The sequence below is a fragment of the Bacillus sp. es.034 genome (assembly GCF_002563655.1).
In the GTDB taxonomy this organism is placed as follows: Bacteria; Bacillota; Bacilli; order Bacillales; family Bacillaceae_B; genus Rossellomorea.
In genome coordinates, this window is record NZ_PDIY01000001.1 from 3,244,241 (window position 1) to 3,259,262 (window position 15,022).

A 15,022-nucleotide genomic window follows, 5' to 3' on the forward strand; every position below is an offset into this window, starting at 1 on the left:
AATTTGTTGAAATTTTCTTCGTTTCGGAGGCTAGTATCAATAGTGGTAATTAAATCCAAATAATAACTAGGGAAGTACTATTCAAACAAGATTTTTTGACAAGACTTCCTCATCGGCTTATCGATTTTTTCTAAATCGCGTCACCCTAATGTTTAACACCCTCCAAAAGAGTTTAAACACATAGAAGAATCTTACAAAATTTACAGGAGTGATGAGAGTGAAGGGTGTAACGTTCCAAGGAAAAGAAAAGATGGTCGTGAAAGAAGTAGCGAATCCAGAAATCCAGGTAAATACTGACATCATAGTAAGGATTACTGCAAGCGGAATTTGTGGTTCAGATTTGCACTTATACAAAGGGGGAATCGAACCGGAACAAGATTATGTTGTGGGACATGAACCGATGGGTATTGTCGAAGAGGTCGGATCCGAAGTGAAAACCCTGAAAAAAGGTGATCGCGTTGTTATTCCTTTTAATATTGGCTGTGGGAAGTGTTATTTCTGTGAGAACCAAATGGAAAGTCAATGTGATGAATCCAATCCCCATGGAGAAGTGGGCGGTCTTTTCGGATTCACTGAGATGAATGGTGGATATCCGGGTGGTCAAGCGGAGTATCTAAGGGTACCGTATGCAGACTTCACATCGTTTAAAGTTCCTGAAACAAGTCAGCTGGAGGATGAAAGTGTTCTCTTCCTTTCTGATGTTATCCCCACTGCCTACTGGAGCGTAGAAAACAGTGGTGTAAAAAAAGGCGATACAGTCATTGTGTTAGGCAGCGGTCCAATTGGACTGATGGTCCAGAAATTTGCTAAATTGAAAGGCGCCGACAGAGTCATCGCTGTAGACCAAGTAGATCATAGACTTGCTCATGCTAAACGTACCAATCAAGCAGAAATATTCAACTTTCAAAACCATAACGATATCGGGTCGCTCCTGCATGAAGAAACAAAAGGGGGAGCTGATGTTGTGATTGACTGTGTGGGAATGGATGGGACCGTTCAGCCAAATGAATCGTTCGGTTCTGACTTTGATAATCAATTTGGGACCATAAGTCCAATCAAGACAGCCTCAGAAGCGGTTCGGAAGTTCGGAACTGTTCAGTTGACGGGTGTATATGCAACAGAAGCAAATCGATTTCCCTTAGGGGACTTTTTCAGCCGGAATGTTTCCATTAAGATGGGACAAGCCCCAGTGATTCATTTGATGCCAAAATTATTTGATATGATCGAAGGGAACCAATTTGATCCCACCGACATCATCACCCATACCTTCTCTATTGAAGAAGCGGCAAAAGGGTATGATATTTTCGATAAGAAGTCTGATGGAAATATTAAAGTAATCCTCAAACCTTAATAAAGTGGGAAGTAAAGCCGCATTCTGACAAGATGCGGCTTTTCCAATGTTTTCACTTGTCACATTTAAATAATTTAGTGTATCGATCAATGATACAAACCAATCTTTTGTTTAATTTCTCTCATAAACGGAATGATTTGTTTTCTTGCCTTTTCGGCACCATTTTGTAGAATTTGATCAATAGCCTCTGTGTCACTTAACAATTCGTTGTACCTGTCACGGGGTTCTTTCATAAACGAGTTCATTACAGAAAACAATTCAGCTTTTGCTTCACCCCAGCCAATTCCGGAATGAAACTTCTTTCTCATTATTTCGGTTTGTTCTGATGACGCGAATTCTTTGTATAACGAAAAAATGTCAGATGAGTCGGGATCCTTTGGTTCTTCAGGAAGAGAGGAATCCGTTTTGATTTTATTGATTAGTTTTCGAAGCTTGTTTGGTTCTTCGAATAATGGGATTGTATTGTTATAGCTTTTACTCATTTTTCGTCCATCAAGTCCCGGGAGGACAGACGTCTCTTCCTGTATGACATACTCCGGAAGAACAAACGTTTCACCATATTGTTTATTAAAACTTTCCGCTATATCCCTTGCAATTTCAACATGCTGAATTTGATCCTTTCCCACCGGAACTAATTCAGTTTGAAATAAGAGAATATCCGCTGCCATCAATATCGGATAGGTGAATACTCCCATGTTGACACCAGAATCTACTTCTCTTCCACCATTTTGATTATCTTCGACCATTGATTTATATGCGTGAGAACGGTTCAGTAACCCTTTTGGTGCGAAACAAGAAAGGATCCAGCTCAGCTCAAATATTTCAGAAACATCAGATTGACGGTAAAAAATCGCTGAATCAGTATTCAACCCTAACGCTAACCACGCTGCCGCCACCCCATAAGACAGCTCCTTCATTTCAATGGGATCATGGATTTTCGTTAAACCATGATAATCCGCAACAAAATAAGCAGTGTTATAAGATTGGTTCTCCGCCAATCCCAATGCCGGTTTAATCGCACCAATATAATTCCCTAAATGTATACGACCAGTTGGCTTGATACCAGTCAGAACTTGTTTTTTCATCCCCATCATACCCTCCGTTGAAAAATATTCAGAAAACACAAAAAGGGCTTCCCATCCTCTAAAAAAGGACGGGAAACCCGTGGTGCCACCTTCATTCGCTTACACTTCAGTAAACGCACTCATCTGTACAGAAGTCGCCTTCGATACATCGTCTCTTTTATCGGTGGGACCTTCCGCCAAAACCTACTGTATTTCAGTCTGGATGCTCAAAAGCCCATTCAACGATTTCCCATACTGATTTTCACCAACCATCAGCTCTCTAAAATGTTTCGACCGTCTACTTTTCTTCTTCATCGCACTTAAACATTTATGTTGTTTCCATTATTTTAATGTATAGGGAAATAATGGTCAAGTAGGTATAAACACATTTTACATTTCTTTGGACGAAAGAGGAAGGAAGAGCTTTATGCCTCTCTTATTGAAAGGAAGGAACTTCATATCCGCGATCAAATGACTCGCATATCCGATGACACATGCTTCAATTACTCCATCAATCATGATAGAAGACTCGAGATAACGAGCTATGATAGCAAAATATATTAACCCTAGTACGGAGTGAGTATAACTGCGATGTGACACGAATGAAGCAAAAAATATATAAATGCCCAGTAACCATAACCATATTTCATTCAATTGCCATCCACATGCCGTCACACCTATGCCAGTAATCATCAGCATCCTTCTCTGTGTGATGAAGCTTGTGAGTAACATCATTCCAGCTCCATAGCCAATCCCAAGCCACCGTTCTTTCCCACTGCCTTCAAGGTAGCTGTACACCATCATGAGAAAGCCGATGATTTGCGCCACCGACCGTATCATTTTGGGGGAGAAAGTAACCTTGTTACTAAGCTTCCCGTCAATATCCAAATCCGGCATGAGTCCCGATACTCCGCCAATTGCTATAAGTGCGGCTGTTGAACCCGGGTCTGATCCAAATGAGTTCGCCACGATAAAACCTGTTGCTGCTCCTATTGCCATATGTGCTGTCCCGTTCAATGTTTCTCCAACTCTCTTTCACAGTATGTACCACCAGATATTCATGATAGCCTTCATTATCCATTCTGGCTATGGGAAAGAGGCATTACTTTCTTACATTTTCCGTTCTATTCGATCGATGATTTCTAGAAGGTAGGACCTTTTATGGGGAACGAAGTGATGATAACCGACCTTTTCGCTGATATCAATCTTCTCCTCATCTTTGGTGACAACAAATCCTTTCAGTTCGATTTCGGTTTTATCATGTTGAATAAGCGATTTAAAATCTGACAGGCTTGAAGAAAAAATGCCTGAAACTTCCTCCGTCTGAAGCTGAAATTCCTCGTATGAGACCGGCTTGGTATAGAGGAATACATTTGTATGTTCCCTGTCTATCATATTTTCTTGAATGAGTTCCCCTTTTACAACCCCCAGATCCTCCAATTCCTCAAACTTGACCTTGATTCCGAGCTCTTCATGGACTTCCCTCACACCATCTTCAATCTTCTCATCGGACAATATATGTCCAGCGGCCGTAATATCCAAAAGACCTGGAAAATCCTTTTTAATGTCACTTCTTAATTGAAAATAGATGAAGGTTTCCTTCGAATCGTCGTCATAACGAGCAAACCAGCAGTGAAAGGTCTCGTGCCAGTACCCTTTCGCGTGCACCTCAGAACGACTCTTTACCCCTACCCTATCTCCACTTTCATTCAAAACTGCCAGTTTTTCCTCCTCCACCTGCTCACTCCTCTCTCTTATTTCATTTCATTTTCTCCAGATAATCTCTGATTTCAATCAGATCACCGACCACTACATCTGCTTCTTGTAATTCATTTTCCTGTGAAAATTCAAAAGCACATCCGATGGATAGAAACTCATTCGCCTCGGCTCCTTTGAAGTCCGACCGTCTGTCTCCAATCACAATCCCGTGACTGAGATCATGATCTTCCTTCACTTTCCGTATTAGTTCACCCTTATCCTCAGAGTCAACATCGTCAATACTATAGCAGGATAAGATCCATCGATCCAACGAGTAATAATCCACGATTGCCTCTAGATAACGGGGATTGCCGTTACTTGCCACAAAAATTGGAAATCCTCTTTCCGTCAAATAGGCTAAGAGGTCCTCTGTATGGGGATAGAGGGCGCCCATTCCGCCCATAATGTTTTGAATCAATTTATCCTGAAATAGTTCATTCACTCTTTCATGTACGTGAATGGGATGCATGGGCAATAGGGTCTTCCACACATCCGAAAGGGGGACTCCCATTATTTCTCTATATGTTTCAATAGGCGCATCCCCCTCCCACTTATCTTCGTCTCTAAGTAATTGGAAGGTATCATGAAGTGAAGCCTCAAGTATACGGTCTGTTTGAAATAATGTACCATCCATATCAAAAATCATTGCTGCTTTCATTTGTGTATTCTCCTTTATTGCCATACGCACAGTCAGTATCCATGATGATTTGATTTTTCCCCGAGCTTTAACAAAGCCATACAAATCATATCAAATTTATGCCCTCTGAGAAGCAATCAATCTATAAGAGGATTCCTAACGATCACCGTCTTCAGGCATAAAAAAAGACACGTGAGACCTTCCTCTTGTGTCTTTTGCTTTTACAGTATTCTCCGTTTTCTAAGAAGCGTTCGGAAGGTAAAGAAGGACCGCCAACATCATTCCGATCACAGAGAAGATGACAATTGTGACTGCTATCGACTTGTGATACTTTGAAACATGTTTCTTCTTTGACACATTAAAAAACGTAAATGCCATTAACGAAAGAACAAACAAAGCTACAAACAAGAGCTCGCTCATGGACAATCCCTTTCTTTAATAAGGTGTTTATATCTAAACTATATGAGAACACTTTACCATATTTTCTTATTCAACAAAAATTTTTACCTCCGTACACCATGAATTATGATGGGACTAGAAGTAATAATAAAGCCAGGGGGGAGTCTTTTGTAAGGCTTTATGCCAGAAGGGCAGTTCATCGAAAGCTTCCATGGTCAGCTTTTCACTATCCTTCAAATCTTTTTCGATAAGGGATTCCAATTGCCTCGCCACTTTTTCATCCCGAATGATGCAGTTGCTCTCATCATTCAAGTAAAAGCTTCGAGGATCCCAATTGGCTGTCCCTACGTCGGCCCATGCATGATCTACAACCATCACCTTACCGTGAAAAAACCCCTTCTGATACAGATATAAATCCACTCCTTCTTCTAAAAGGCTCTTTTCTATCCCGTAACTAACGGGTTTGGTGAACCAGGCATCCGTATCATCCGGTACAAGGATATTCACCTCGACCCCTCTCTTCACTGCTTCTTTCAATGCGGTGATAAGCTTATTGTTGGGGATGAAGTATGGGGTTGTGATGGTCACACTCTTTTCTGCTTCATTGATCCATTCAATGGTTCTCTCAATAAGAGGATCTCCATTAGAGAAGATGAAATGAACACTGCCTTCAGTGCTTTCTGACGCGTATGTTCGATGGGCACTCTTTATACTCTCCCCACCGTCCTCGGTCCAATCTTTTTTGAACTGCTTATATACTTCTTTCCCCGCATCGCCTGCCAACCGGATATGGTAGTCCCTCCAGTAGCCAAGCTTTGGATCTTTCCCAAGATATTCATCCCCCATGTTGAATCCTCCAATATAGGCAATGCTTTCATCTATGGAAATAAGTCTGCGATGGTTCCGGTGGTGAAGGGAATAGAAAATATTCTTAAATTTTATTGGTCTGCTTTTCGTAATCTTTACTCCGGCCTTTTCCATCTTCTTTATGGACTTTTTCTGAATGTCCGAACCAAGAAAGTCAACAGATAAACGGACATCCACACCCGTTTGAGCTTTTTTCATCAATAAATCAAAGAATTCTTGAGAGACTTCGTCATCCCGAATGATAAAAAAGTGGATCCAAACATAATGTTCAGCGGACTCAATATCCTTAAAAAGGTTTTTATAAAAGCTTTTTCCTGTATTAAAAATTTCAATTGAAGCATTGCTTGATAGGGTTTCTGTCATTGGGTGGGTTCCCGTATAGTTTTTCATACCTTGTTTTACATCCCATTGCATGATGAGGAGCAATACCACGGTTATCCCGGTGATAGCCATCATCACTATTATTGCTTTTTTCAACACGAGAATCCCCCCCTTTCATGGTATAGTTAGCTTTTGTCTAAGGGGAAGGACTATACATCCTCTGCCAAAGTTTATAGATGAACTGAATCAATGAAAATCAATAAAAGAGCGTCAACATTATGTCGACGCTCTTACTTGATTTTCTTATTGATTTTCAACAATGTGTAGATATAGCGAGCGATGACGAAGAGGATACCTCCTATGAACGCTCCCATTGTGTTCATCATCCAATCATCAATATCCGTTGCTCTTCCTAAAGGCAAATAGTATTGAGCCAACTCAATTGCAAATGAAAAGATTCCCCCAAGGAAAGTGACCATCAATATCAATTGTTTCGATTGTCTTATCCACCAGGCAAGAAAAAACGTGAAGGGAATAAACAATATTATATTGGCAATGAGATTACGGATCGGCACATCCAAATGATTACGGTACATTAGATTCAACTTTAAATTGGAGAAAGGATCGAAATTCACAGATCCCTCTGAAACGTTTTTCACTGGAGTCAAGGTGATCAGACAGATGCCACCAATTGAAATACACGTAAATAATACAGGGAGTAAGTTCAGCCACCTGCCCTTGCCCTTTCTTTTCTTCCAAAAGGAGGTCGCAAAGATAAGGGTAACCGTCACAATGATCATAATTGGAAGCACCCAGCCAAATGCGCCCCATAACTCTTTCATAATTTCCTATCCTACTTTCTACTATGCCACAGTATGATTAGCAGCAATTTACTTTATTTATGTTGATCAACGGACATATACTTCCTTCCCACTCATTCTTTATCCTTAAAGCCAATCCATTTTCGTTTCCCTTCTATGCGAAGAGTCAGCCCTTCTTTATCAAGCTTTTCTAAAAATGGAATCATGTATTTTCTGGATAATCCCAGTACTTCTTTCGCTTCACCTACCTGAAATACATCATCTGTATGCTTCCTCAGGCGGATGGTGGCGTCGTTAAACACCCAAAAGGAATAAGCTTTCTTTTCGTCCAGGGGTACTATTTTCTTCTCCTGTACGAAGAATCGAGTGAAGTCCGCTTGCCACTTCTCCGGTATTCCTACCTGCTCAAAATACTCTTCCATGTCTTTTACCTGTGTGCCGTCCCTTTCCAGTAAATCGAGAAGCTGATTGCATCGCTTCTCCCATGCAGGCGGCAGATGGGGGGTGAATCCAACTAAATGGACGAGACCTTTTCCCTCGACCCAATTCCCGTCCTCCAACACATAATCTGCCAGACTTTCAGGATACTCACTCAAGCGTTGCTTCAATTCTGCACGATTGACTCCCTTTAATAAAGGGAATTTTTCATGAAACGTCAAGAGGAAATGACTAATCGCATTCCGGCATTCTTTAACGATTTTACAATGGGTTATGGTTGAATCAGAAAGTTGAATCCACTCTTGTTCCAGGAGTAACTCAGTCATACATTCTTCTGAAAGGGATCCTTTCTTTTTCAACGTTTCCCTATCAAGGGATTTATATCGATCAAGTACTCTTAGTGCCCGTTCACCCGGGGTTCCTTCAACCAGGGATTTAAGGTAGCCGATCGTTTCTTCTCCAAACCGGTAATTGCCCCCGTTTGGCTGTATGATCCACCCTCCACCGATGGTTTCAACCGGTGAGGGCCTCCTGACAATAAAACGATCTCCCCGTTTAACCATGATGGATTCATCAAGGCGTATCTGGCATAGAATCATGTCGGTGTCTATACCTGCATCCACTTTATTTCGATCAAAGAAGACAAGCTTCCCCAAGACCTCAGAAGTACCTGTATGGATCATGACCCGCATTCTCTGTTTGATTTCATATCGGACAGTATGTAGCACGTGTATGCAAACGTCAATTGTGTTTGTCATAAAAAGGTGAGGCGATGAGACAAGTACATTTCCCCGTTTAACGGATCTATGGTCCACACCGGGGAGATTGACAGCAGCCCGTTGACCGGCATATCCCTTTTCTGCCTTACGGTGGTGAACCTGAATTTGTTTCGCTTTTGTATGTATTCCCAGCGGTAGAATGGTCAGATCCTGACCCGTTTCCAGACTTCCTTCATAAATCGTTCCTCTCACCACCGTTCCCTGCCCCTTTACAGTAAAGACCTGATCAACAGGTAATCGAAATTCCCCGGCAGTATTCCTTGAAGGCAGACCTTTTAATGAGGAAATGATGGTTTCTTTAAGAGCCTTCACTCCTTCGCCTGTTAAACCGTCTGCTGAAAGAACGGGAGAGCCTTCAAATACGGTACCCTTCAATTCTTCGATGACTTCTTCCCGGGCCATCTCTCTTAAATCTTCTTCAACTTTAGAAATTTTCGTCAAGACGACAATGCAATGACTTATTCCAAGAAGGGACAGAATATCAAGATGCTCTTTCGTTTGCGGCATCACTCCTTCATCAGCTGCAACTGCGAGTACAACAAGGTCGATTCCCGCTACACCTGCAATCATTTGACGGATGAAACGTTCATGACCCGGCACATCCACTACAGAAATCTCAATCGTATCATCCTCATACAAAGGGGCGAATCCAGGTTCAATTGAGATACTCCGCTCCTTTTCCTCTTTAAGCCGATCGGTGTCAACCAAAGTCAGTGCCTTTGTGAGAGTGGTTTTTCCATGATCGATATGCCCGGCCATCCCAATCGTGTAATGGTCCTTTCTCATCCTCTCACCACTTTCTATCTTTTCTTCTTGAATCTGAATACCAGTACCCCTGCCATGATAGCAAAACAAACGGCAAACAGAACTCCTTTCCATACTTCCCCATCTGAAAAGGATTTCACCACCCATATAAAAATGAATAATGTGATCAGTATATCAACTATCAGCATTCCCTTAGAATTTCGAATTTGCACTCACCTGCTATTCTATAATTTAGCTGTAGATTCCTTAACATTATCATATTCCCTCTTAACAGCACCACCCGGGCGAAATCTCGCCATGCAATATTCACCTGCAAAACGGCCGTTCTGGACAATGGAGCCATGTTTGAATCCCTCATTCTTAAATCCCAATTTTTCATATAGAGCTTTCGCTTTGGTGTTAACGTCTATGACAGTCAACTCAATCCGCTCAATCATCAACCAGTTATCCGCTAAATCAATCGCGTTTTGAATGAGGCTGGTGCCGATTCCCCTTCCATGATATTGCTCATCTATAAATACGAATAAACTTCCCGTGTGGGCACGCCTGCCGAGGCCTTGGCTTAATCCGCAAAGCCCCACTACGATCCCATCCACTTCTGCTATAAAATCATGCTGGTTGGATGTAGGGTTCTTCAATCTCGATTCAAACTTCTCGACCCTTAAGCTAGGTAACGCGATGATATTGGGTAAAACCGTCTCTTGACGCATAATTTCTACTATTCTTTCTGCATCTTTCACTTCGATCGGACGAATTTTCATCATGTCAACTCCCAGTCCTTTTCATCATTATAATCGTTAGCATCCTAATATTGGAATGTGAAATCTCAAAAAAAAAGAGAATCACTCATCCTGTGATTCTCGCAGAAGGATTTATTCAGATCCTTCTTTAATTAATGTTTCCATATCCTGAACGATTTCATCATACGGAACATCACTGTTGCCACTGTACGTTTTAACGACGGTGCCTTCCTGGTTCACCAGATAGAAGCTGGTCCCATGAATCATCTGATCGGAATTGGGGTCGTCCGCTACGATTGAACGGAAGGAGTGTTCCGCAAGGTCCTTCACTTCATCGAATTCGTAGCCGGTTAACAGCTCCCATTTACTTGTGTCTGCTTCAAAATTTGATATGTACTCTTTTAATGCGTCAGGTGTATCTGTTTCCGGATCCACACTGAAGGAAACGATTTTATAATCCTTTACCCCTTCTTCTTTTAACTTCTTTTGCAGCTTTGTCAAGTTGAAGGTCATTGGCGGGCAAACTGTTTCGCAACTGGTAAAGATGAAGTCGGCGATCCAGACCTGTCCCTTTAAATCTTTTAAGCTGACTTGTTTATTGTTCTGATTCGTATAGGAAAATTCCTTCACTTCATAATCCGTTTCTGCTTGAAAGTCACTGTTGCTGCAACCTGCAAGGAGTACCCCGATGATGGTCATCACCACAATGAATGTTTTGGTTTTTGACATCTTTATCTCCTCCGACTTTATCTGTCTCTCCCATTCTATGTTAGTAAAAAGAGGATAAAAAAACAATTCCTACTGATAAGATTCATTGTCTATTTTGTGAAACCTCTGTTCCTGAGCTTATTTAATGAATGATGTACGCCTGGATTCCGATCTCAATAGCATTTATTCTTCCCGCTCCTTCATCTTCTTCTTTGAAAAGAGATAATGCAGGGTGAACCCATGAACAACCATAATCGTTAGGAATGCAAGGAAATAATAGAATACTCCCATCACCCCGTCTGAAATGTCCTCTGTAATAAGCCACCATACAGATGCAAAGATAAGAAAAACAAATTGAAGGGCGACTCCTTCTAAAAATGGTTTCTTATAAGAATTGAAATCCAATAATCTCTTCCAGCTCCAACCGATCGCAATGACAGCAGATACTACTAATAACATGATATAAATGCTTATTTGCACAGTGATTGTTCCTCCATTCCCTAATACCTACCTTCATGTTATGCAATCCAATTGGAAAAAGAAAGAGTAAAAGGAAATTTATTTGGAGATTTCCTTTTCTCTTTCTTTATTATCTCGTTTCCTTGATATATCGATAGGCATTGAAATGTTTGATTTCAACTTTTACCTTTACTTTTTTTAGCGAACTGTCTGACAGGTAAAATCTGTCACCACTATTCTCCAAGTCATGATACTTGTCAGGATGGGAACGGTACCACCGTCCACCCACATCGAATAAATCCATCTTTTTCTCGAAACCAAGTTGATAAACCTTTGTTATTTTTTCTTCTAACGATTTCTGAAGCTTAGCATGTAATTCTTTGAAAGGCATATCATTTATCTTTTCTAACAATTCAGCTTCCACGCTTATTTCCAAAGAAAATTTCGGGAAATTCGCGTGATCTTCATGATATTTCACTTTCGGTTCATCTGCTGTTAATTTAAATGTTGACAGGAGCTCACCTTCTTCATATAAGGCATAATCGAGAGAATTTTTCTTATTCTGAAGCCAGTCCACAGTCATGGAATCACTCGCCGAAATTTCCCCTTTGAATGTTTCATCTTGAAAGACACTATATCCATCCAGATAAAGAGAAGCGACTTCCCCATCTGCATGCCATGATTGCCGGTCGATTGTTATATTTGGAATCAGCGCAGTACCCATCGGTTCATAATATTCCCTTAAGAAGTGCATCAAGCTCGTTGAATCGATGTCATTTTCGATTCCCTCTGATTTTTCTTCGGTCAGGAGAACCGTGTATACAGGCGGGTAATCAAATAATCCCTTCGCACTAAAAATATCTTCAATATTCGTATCTGTTACAAACAGTTCGAGGCTAGGCCTCAGGGAACGGTTTCTACCAACGTCCTCTAATACTTCTTTAAATTTATACTTCAATAGATTCTTGGACAAGACAAGCGTTTTGGTGTGTCCAAAAAACAATGGCGGTCTCGTTACTTTATATAAGTTACTGACTGCCATGTTCAGGGTTTTCCCTTTTGCAGAGCCTACAAAGGTTGGTATCGGATCAGTTGATCTGCTTCCCTCTTGCTTCGCGACATTAGCAAAATTCAATCCCTGGATGTATGCAGTATATTCATCTTTCGTTTCATCATAGTCCAAACCAATGGCGACAATATAGGTTAGGTCCTGGATATTTTTTGACCCTGTACAACCCGATAAAGCAAGCATCGAAAGAATGATCATGAACTTAGTTATCTTGTTGTTCATTTGAATGATTACCTTTCCTCGTTTGGTCTACGGGGTTAGTGGAAGAGGTTCGCTGCTTATAGAACTGGATCGGCATCCTGAGAAAGGATCGTATGACTTCGTTCCATCCAATAGGAGCAACCGTCCCTAAATAAGGTGCTCCAAAAGATGAGAGGGTGGACAAGTAAATGACCGTCATGATGAAGATCATGACTACACCAAATAAGCCAAAGAACGTACTTATCAGTAACACAATAAACCTCAGGACCGTTGTTCCATATTTAAGGGATTGATTGACGAGAGTAAAGGACGATATATACGTTATCGCACCAATGACCAGCATGGTGGGAGATGTCATTCCTGCCCTGATGGCCGCATCCCCTACAATCAATCCTCCCAATACCGAAACGGTTTGTCCGATTGCCCTCGGAAGACGTACACCCGCTTCATTGAAGAACTCGAATAAAAACAGGACAATGAACATTTCCACCGGTGCTGACAGAGGCAGTCCGAACCGGGACATCGAGATGGTTGCGACAAGCAGATAAGGGATTTGTTCAATATTATAGGCGGAGAACGCCACCCAAAGTCCTGGTAAAAATGCAGAAATTAATATTCCCACCATCCTTATGATTCTTTCAAGGGACACATACACATAATTGATGCTTGAGTCTTCCGGCGACTTAATCTGCAGTAATAAGTTGACCGGCGCTATAGAAATAGTCGGAAAACCATCTACAATCAGTGCAAATCTTCCTTGATTCAACGAGTCTACGATAAAATCAGTCTGCCTGTATAATCAAAGCTTGTAAATATCGAATAAGGATTATCATCTAAAAGTGATTCAAGATGTTGATTTCCCGTCAATACGTCGATGTCTATCTGATCAAGCCTAGTGTATAATTCATTCAACACACTCTTATCGATGACATCATCCAGATACAAAATTGCTATGTCAGTGTGAGACCTGGTTCCAATTTTATACTTTTCCACACAAAGGGAGGAGGTGAACAATCTCCTTCTAATTAGAGAAATATTTGTATTCAAGTCTTCAACGAAACCGTCTTTAGGTCCCCGAATCGATGTTTCCAAAGATGATTCTTCCGGCAATCTTTTCGGTAGATTTCCTGCGTGGATGGATAAAACCCTTTCTTCAACAAAGAAGAGGACAAATCCTGAAAATAGAGCGGAAGCCAATTCTTCAATGGAGCCCTGGGTGATTTCCTCTGCCTGAAACAAACTCATGATTTTTTCTGCAAAGGTTATATGCGGGACTTCTTCAATCTTCGGAATAATAAATTGATCCAGATAATGCCGGTCCACCAGGCTATCAAAATAAACGATGGTCGTTTCCGTTCCATGAAAGAGATGGACCTTTATCACCAGATCCTGACTGTGTGAGAATAATTGCCTCACTTCTTCCAGGGTGTCTCCTTTTGATTCCTTACTTGTTGTCTTTTCTTTAGAGGCTTTCTTCATTGAAAACATCCTTTACTTAACTCGCTCTGTTTTTATTCATAGTAAATCCATCTTTTTATTTTACCAATCGTAAAATGATGGCTGAAACGATGATTTGACCCATGAAGAGGATGACCGTCAGTGGAAAAAATATATTAAACAAAAACATATAAAAATCATATGTATCAATTTTGAACAGCGACAATCCGAAAAAGATGATAAAAATCGGTATTAATATCTTTAAAGAGATCCGATGTTGATCCTTCTTTTTAATAAGGAGTGCACCCAATAGGAACATAAATAGACTGATTCTGATCAATGCCCCACTCAGCCACTGATAGAGGGCAAAGAAATCCAGATGGGTGATGAATTCCCCTATGGAAAGAATCCTCCATTGCTCATAGGCAGGGTACCTCAAGTTCGCTGATTCTACTGGTCCGAATTCCATTATGGATGCTGTAAGGGGACCGAACATCAGTCCCATAAAGATCAAGCCAAGAACGATTAGATGATGAACCTTCATTTTCCCCTCACTATATGGCTGTATCAAGACAATCAAATATAGCTCGAGCAGTCCGCTCAATACATAAATCATTCCTTTTATGATCGGCTCATATCCGTTGCTCATGATTGGAAACAATAAGCTTGGATCCTTTAAATTCGTATTTGTAATCGCAATGAAAAAACCGAAGATCATGACAAGGGGTAACAATATCCCGCTGGCGATTGCCATGTGTTTAATCCCGGCCCAAGTGATCAGGAAACAAATGATAAAAATACCTCCCCAAATAATGAAAGAAGGCACATCCGCCAGGAAATAAGCACTTAGCCATAGTATTAAATCAACAAAGGTTATGTATGCACTTGAGAGTAAAAATAAGCCGATGGGTAGAGAAAATAATAAGACTGCCCATCTCGGCCATTTCTGTTGAAGCAAATGAAAGAAGCCTTCCTTAGGGGAGTGCTTGATGATGTAAAAGATTAGAAACGTCATGAGAAGGAGTATGGGATAGGCGGCAAGGATGCTGACCCACCCATCCCGCCCGGCTGCCTGAAAGATACTCGGAATCAACATGACGTGATTTAATAAGCCTGTTGAGAGGATCAACAGCAACAGTAACTGTCTCGGGATTAAGATCTGACGAATATTCTTCATTTGAACTCTCCACTTGATTAGTCGTTTTCCT

At 41.0% G+C, this 15,022-nt stretch carries 14 protein-coding genes, 1 pseudogene and 1 other annotated feature; of the genes and pseudogenes, 1 reads left to right on the forward strand and 14 read right to left on the reverse strand.

What is annotated here, in order from left to right; translation table 11 throughout:
• Positions 1 to 217 precede the first annotated feature (217 nt).
• Positions 218 to 1,351: an alcohol dehydrogenase catalytic domain-containing protein gene (locus ATG71_RS16625; protein ID WP_098440636.1), complete on the forward strand. Its 1,134-nt coding sequence runs from the start codon at positions 218 to 220 to the stop codon at positions 1,349 to 1,351.
• Between the two features lie 86 nt (positions 1,352 to 1,437).
• Here ATG71_RS16625 and ATG71_RS16630 read toward each other — a convergent pair whose 3' ends face one another.
• The 14 genes and pseudogenes from ATG71_RS16630 to ATG71_RS16695 all read right to left on the reverse strand — a co-directional run bounded on the left by ATG71_RS16630 (position 1,438) and on the right by ATG71_RS16695 (position 14,991).
• Positions 1,438 to 2,436, reverse strand: a complete 999-nt coding sequence (locus ATG71_RS16630) for a tryptophan--tRNA ligase (RefSeq protein ID WP_098441881.1) — start codon at positions 2,434 to 2,436, stop codon at positions 1,438 to 1,440.
• 61 nt (positions 2,437 to 2,497) lie between these two features.
• Positions 2,498 to 2,739: a binding site (T-box leader), on the reverse strand.
• 66 nt (positions 2,740 to 2,805) lie between these two features.
• The gene (locus tag ATG71_RS16635) at positions 2,806 to 3,414 is read right to left on the reverse strand and encodes a metal-dependent hydrolase (RefSeq protein ID WP_353616289.1); all 609 of its coding nucleotides are present in this window, start codon (positions 3,412 to 3,414) and stop codon (positions 2,806 to 2,808) included.
• 111 nt (positions 3,415 to 3,525) lie between these two features.
• Complete coding sequence (locus ATG71_RS16640; RefSeq protein ID WP_179886569.1) at positions 3,526 to 4,152, reverse strand: NUDIX hydrolase; 627 nt, start codon at positions 4,150 to 4,152, stop codon at positions 3,526 to 3,528.
• A 22-nt stretch (positions 4,153 to 4,174) separates the two neighbouring features.
• Positions 4,175 to 4,831: an HAD family hydrolase gene (locus tag ATG71_RS16645; RefSeq protein WP_098440639.1), complete on the reverse strand. Its 657-nt coding sequence runs from the start codon at positions 4,829 to 4,831 to the stop codon at positions 4,175 to 4,177.
• A 219-nt stretch (positions 4,832 to 5,050) separates the two neighbouring features.
• A complete protein-coding gene (locus tag ATG71_RS16650; protein ID WP_098440640.1) occupies positions 5,051 to 5,230 on the reverse strand; it encodes a hypothetical protein in 180 nt (59 codons plus the stop codon).
• A 114-nt stretch (positions 5,231 to 5,344) separates the two neighbouring features.
• Entirely contained in the window at positions 5,345 to 6,556 is a 1,212-nt protein-coding gene (gene cls / locus ATG71_RS16655; RefSeq protein ID WP_098440641.1) for a cardiolipin synthase, read from the reverse strand.
• A gap of 131 nt (positions 6,557 to 6,687) precedes the next feature.
• Positions 6,688 to 7,239: a VanZ family protein gene (locus ATG71_RS16660; protein ID WP_098440642.1), complete on the reverse strand. Its 552-nt coding sequence runs from the start codon at positions 7,237 to 7,239 to the stop codon at positions 6,688 to 6,690.
• A gap of 92 nt (positions 7,240 to 7,331) precedes the next feature.
• Positions 7,332 to 9,221, reverse strand: a complete 1,890-nt coding sequence (gene selB, locus ATG71_RS16665) for a selenocysteine-specific translation elongation factor (protein WP_098440643.1) — start codon at positions 9,219 to 9,221, stop codon at positions 7,332 to 7,334.
• Between the two features lie 203 nt (positions 9,222 to 9,424).
• Entirely contained in the window at positions 9,425 to 9,964 is a 540-nt protein-coding gene (locus ATG71_RS16670; protein WP_098440644.1) for a GNAT family N-acetyltransferase, read from the reverse strand.
• A 108-nt stretch (positions 9,965 to 10,072) separates the two neighbouring features.
• A complete protein-coding gene (locus ATG71_RS16675; protein ID WP_098440645.1) occupies positions 10,073 to 10,669 on the reverse strand; it encodes an SCO family protein in 597 nt (198 codons plus the stop codon).
• A 162-nt stretch (positions 10,670 to 10,831) separates the two neighbouring features.
• Positions 10,832 to 11,128 (reverse strand): hypothetical protein, encoded by a 297-nt coding sequence (locus ATG71_RS16680; protein ID WP_098440646.1) that lies wholly within the window; start codon positions 11,126 to 11,128, stop codon positions 10,832 to 10,834.
• 109 nt (positions 11,129 to 11,237) lie between these two features.
• The gene (locus ATG71_RS16685) at positions 11,238 to 12,398 is read right to left on the reverse strand and encodes a Ger(x)C family spore germination protein (protein ID WP_098440647.1); all 1,161 of its coding nucleotides are present in this window, start codon (positions 12,396 to 12,398) and stop codon (positions 11,238 to 11,240) included.
• Positions 12,379 to 13,865, reverse strand: a pseudogene (locus ATG71_RS16690) (spore germination protein). Before ATG71_RS16690 ends, ATG71_RS16685 begins: the two are co-directional and overlap by 20 nt.
• Positions 13,866 to 13,911: 46 nt before the next feature.
• Complete coding sequence (locus ATG71_RS16695) at positions 13,912 to 14,991, reverse strand: endospore germination permease (RefSeq protein ID WP_098440648.1); 1,080 nt, start codon at positions 14,989 to 14,991, stop codon at positions 13,912 to 13,914.
• Positions 14,992 to 15,022 lie beyond the last annotated feature (31 nt).

What these genes read in the sequence shown, in the direction of transcription:
- ATG71_RS16650 (WP_098440640.1), bottom strand. Translation starts at nt 5,230, where the DNA reads ATGAGCGAGCTCTTGTTTGTAGCTTTGTTTGTTCTTTCGTTAATGGCA.
- ATG71_RS16675 (WP_098440645.1), bottom strand. Translation starts at nt 10,669, where the DNA reads ATGTCAAAAACCAAAACATTCATTGTGGTGATGACCATCATCGGGGTA.
- selB (WP_098440643.1), bottom strand. Translation starts at nt 9,221, where the DNA reads ATGAGAAAGGACCATTACACGATTGGGATGGCCGGGCATATCGATCAT.
- ATG71_RS16695 (WP_098440648.1), bottom strand. Translation starts at nt 14,991, where the DNA reads ATGAAGAATATTCGTCAGATCTTAATCCCGAGACAGTTACTGTTGCTG.
- ATG71_RS16630 (WP_098441881.1), bottom strand. Translation starts at nt 2,436, where the DNA reads ATGAAAAAACAAGTTCTGACTGGTATCAAGCCAACTGGTCGTATACAT.
- ATG71_RS16645 (WP_098440639.1), bottom strand. Translation starts at nt 4,831, where the DNA reads ATGAAAGCAGCAATGATTTTTGATATGGATGGTACATTATTTCAAACA.
- ATG71_RS16670 (WP_098440644.1), bottom strand. Translation starts at nt 9,964, where the DNA reads ATGATGAAAATTCGTCCGATCGAAGTGAAAGATGCAGAAAGAATAGTA.
- ATG71_RS16635 (WP_353616289.1), bottom strand. Translation starts at nt 3,414, where the DNA reads ATGGCAATAGGAGCAGCAACAGGTTTTATCGTGGCGAACTCATTTGGA.
- ATG71_RS16660 (WP_098440642.1), bottom strand. Translation starts at nt 7,239, where the DNA reads ATGAAAGAGTTATGGGGCGCATTTGGCTGGGTGCTTCCAATTATGATC.
- ATG71_RS16685 (WP_098440647.1), bottom strand. Translation starts at nt 12,398, where the DNA reads ATGAACAACAAGATAACTAAGTTCATGATCATTCTTTCGATGCTTGCT.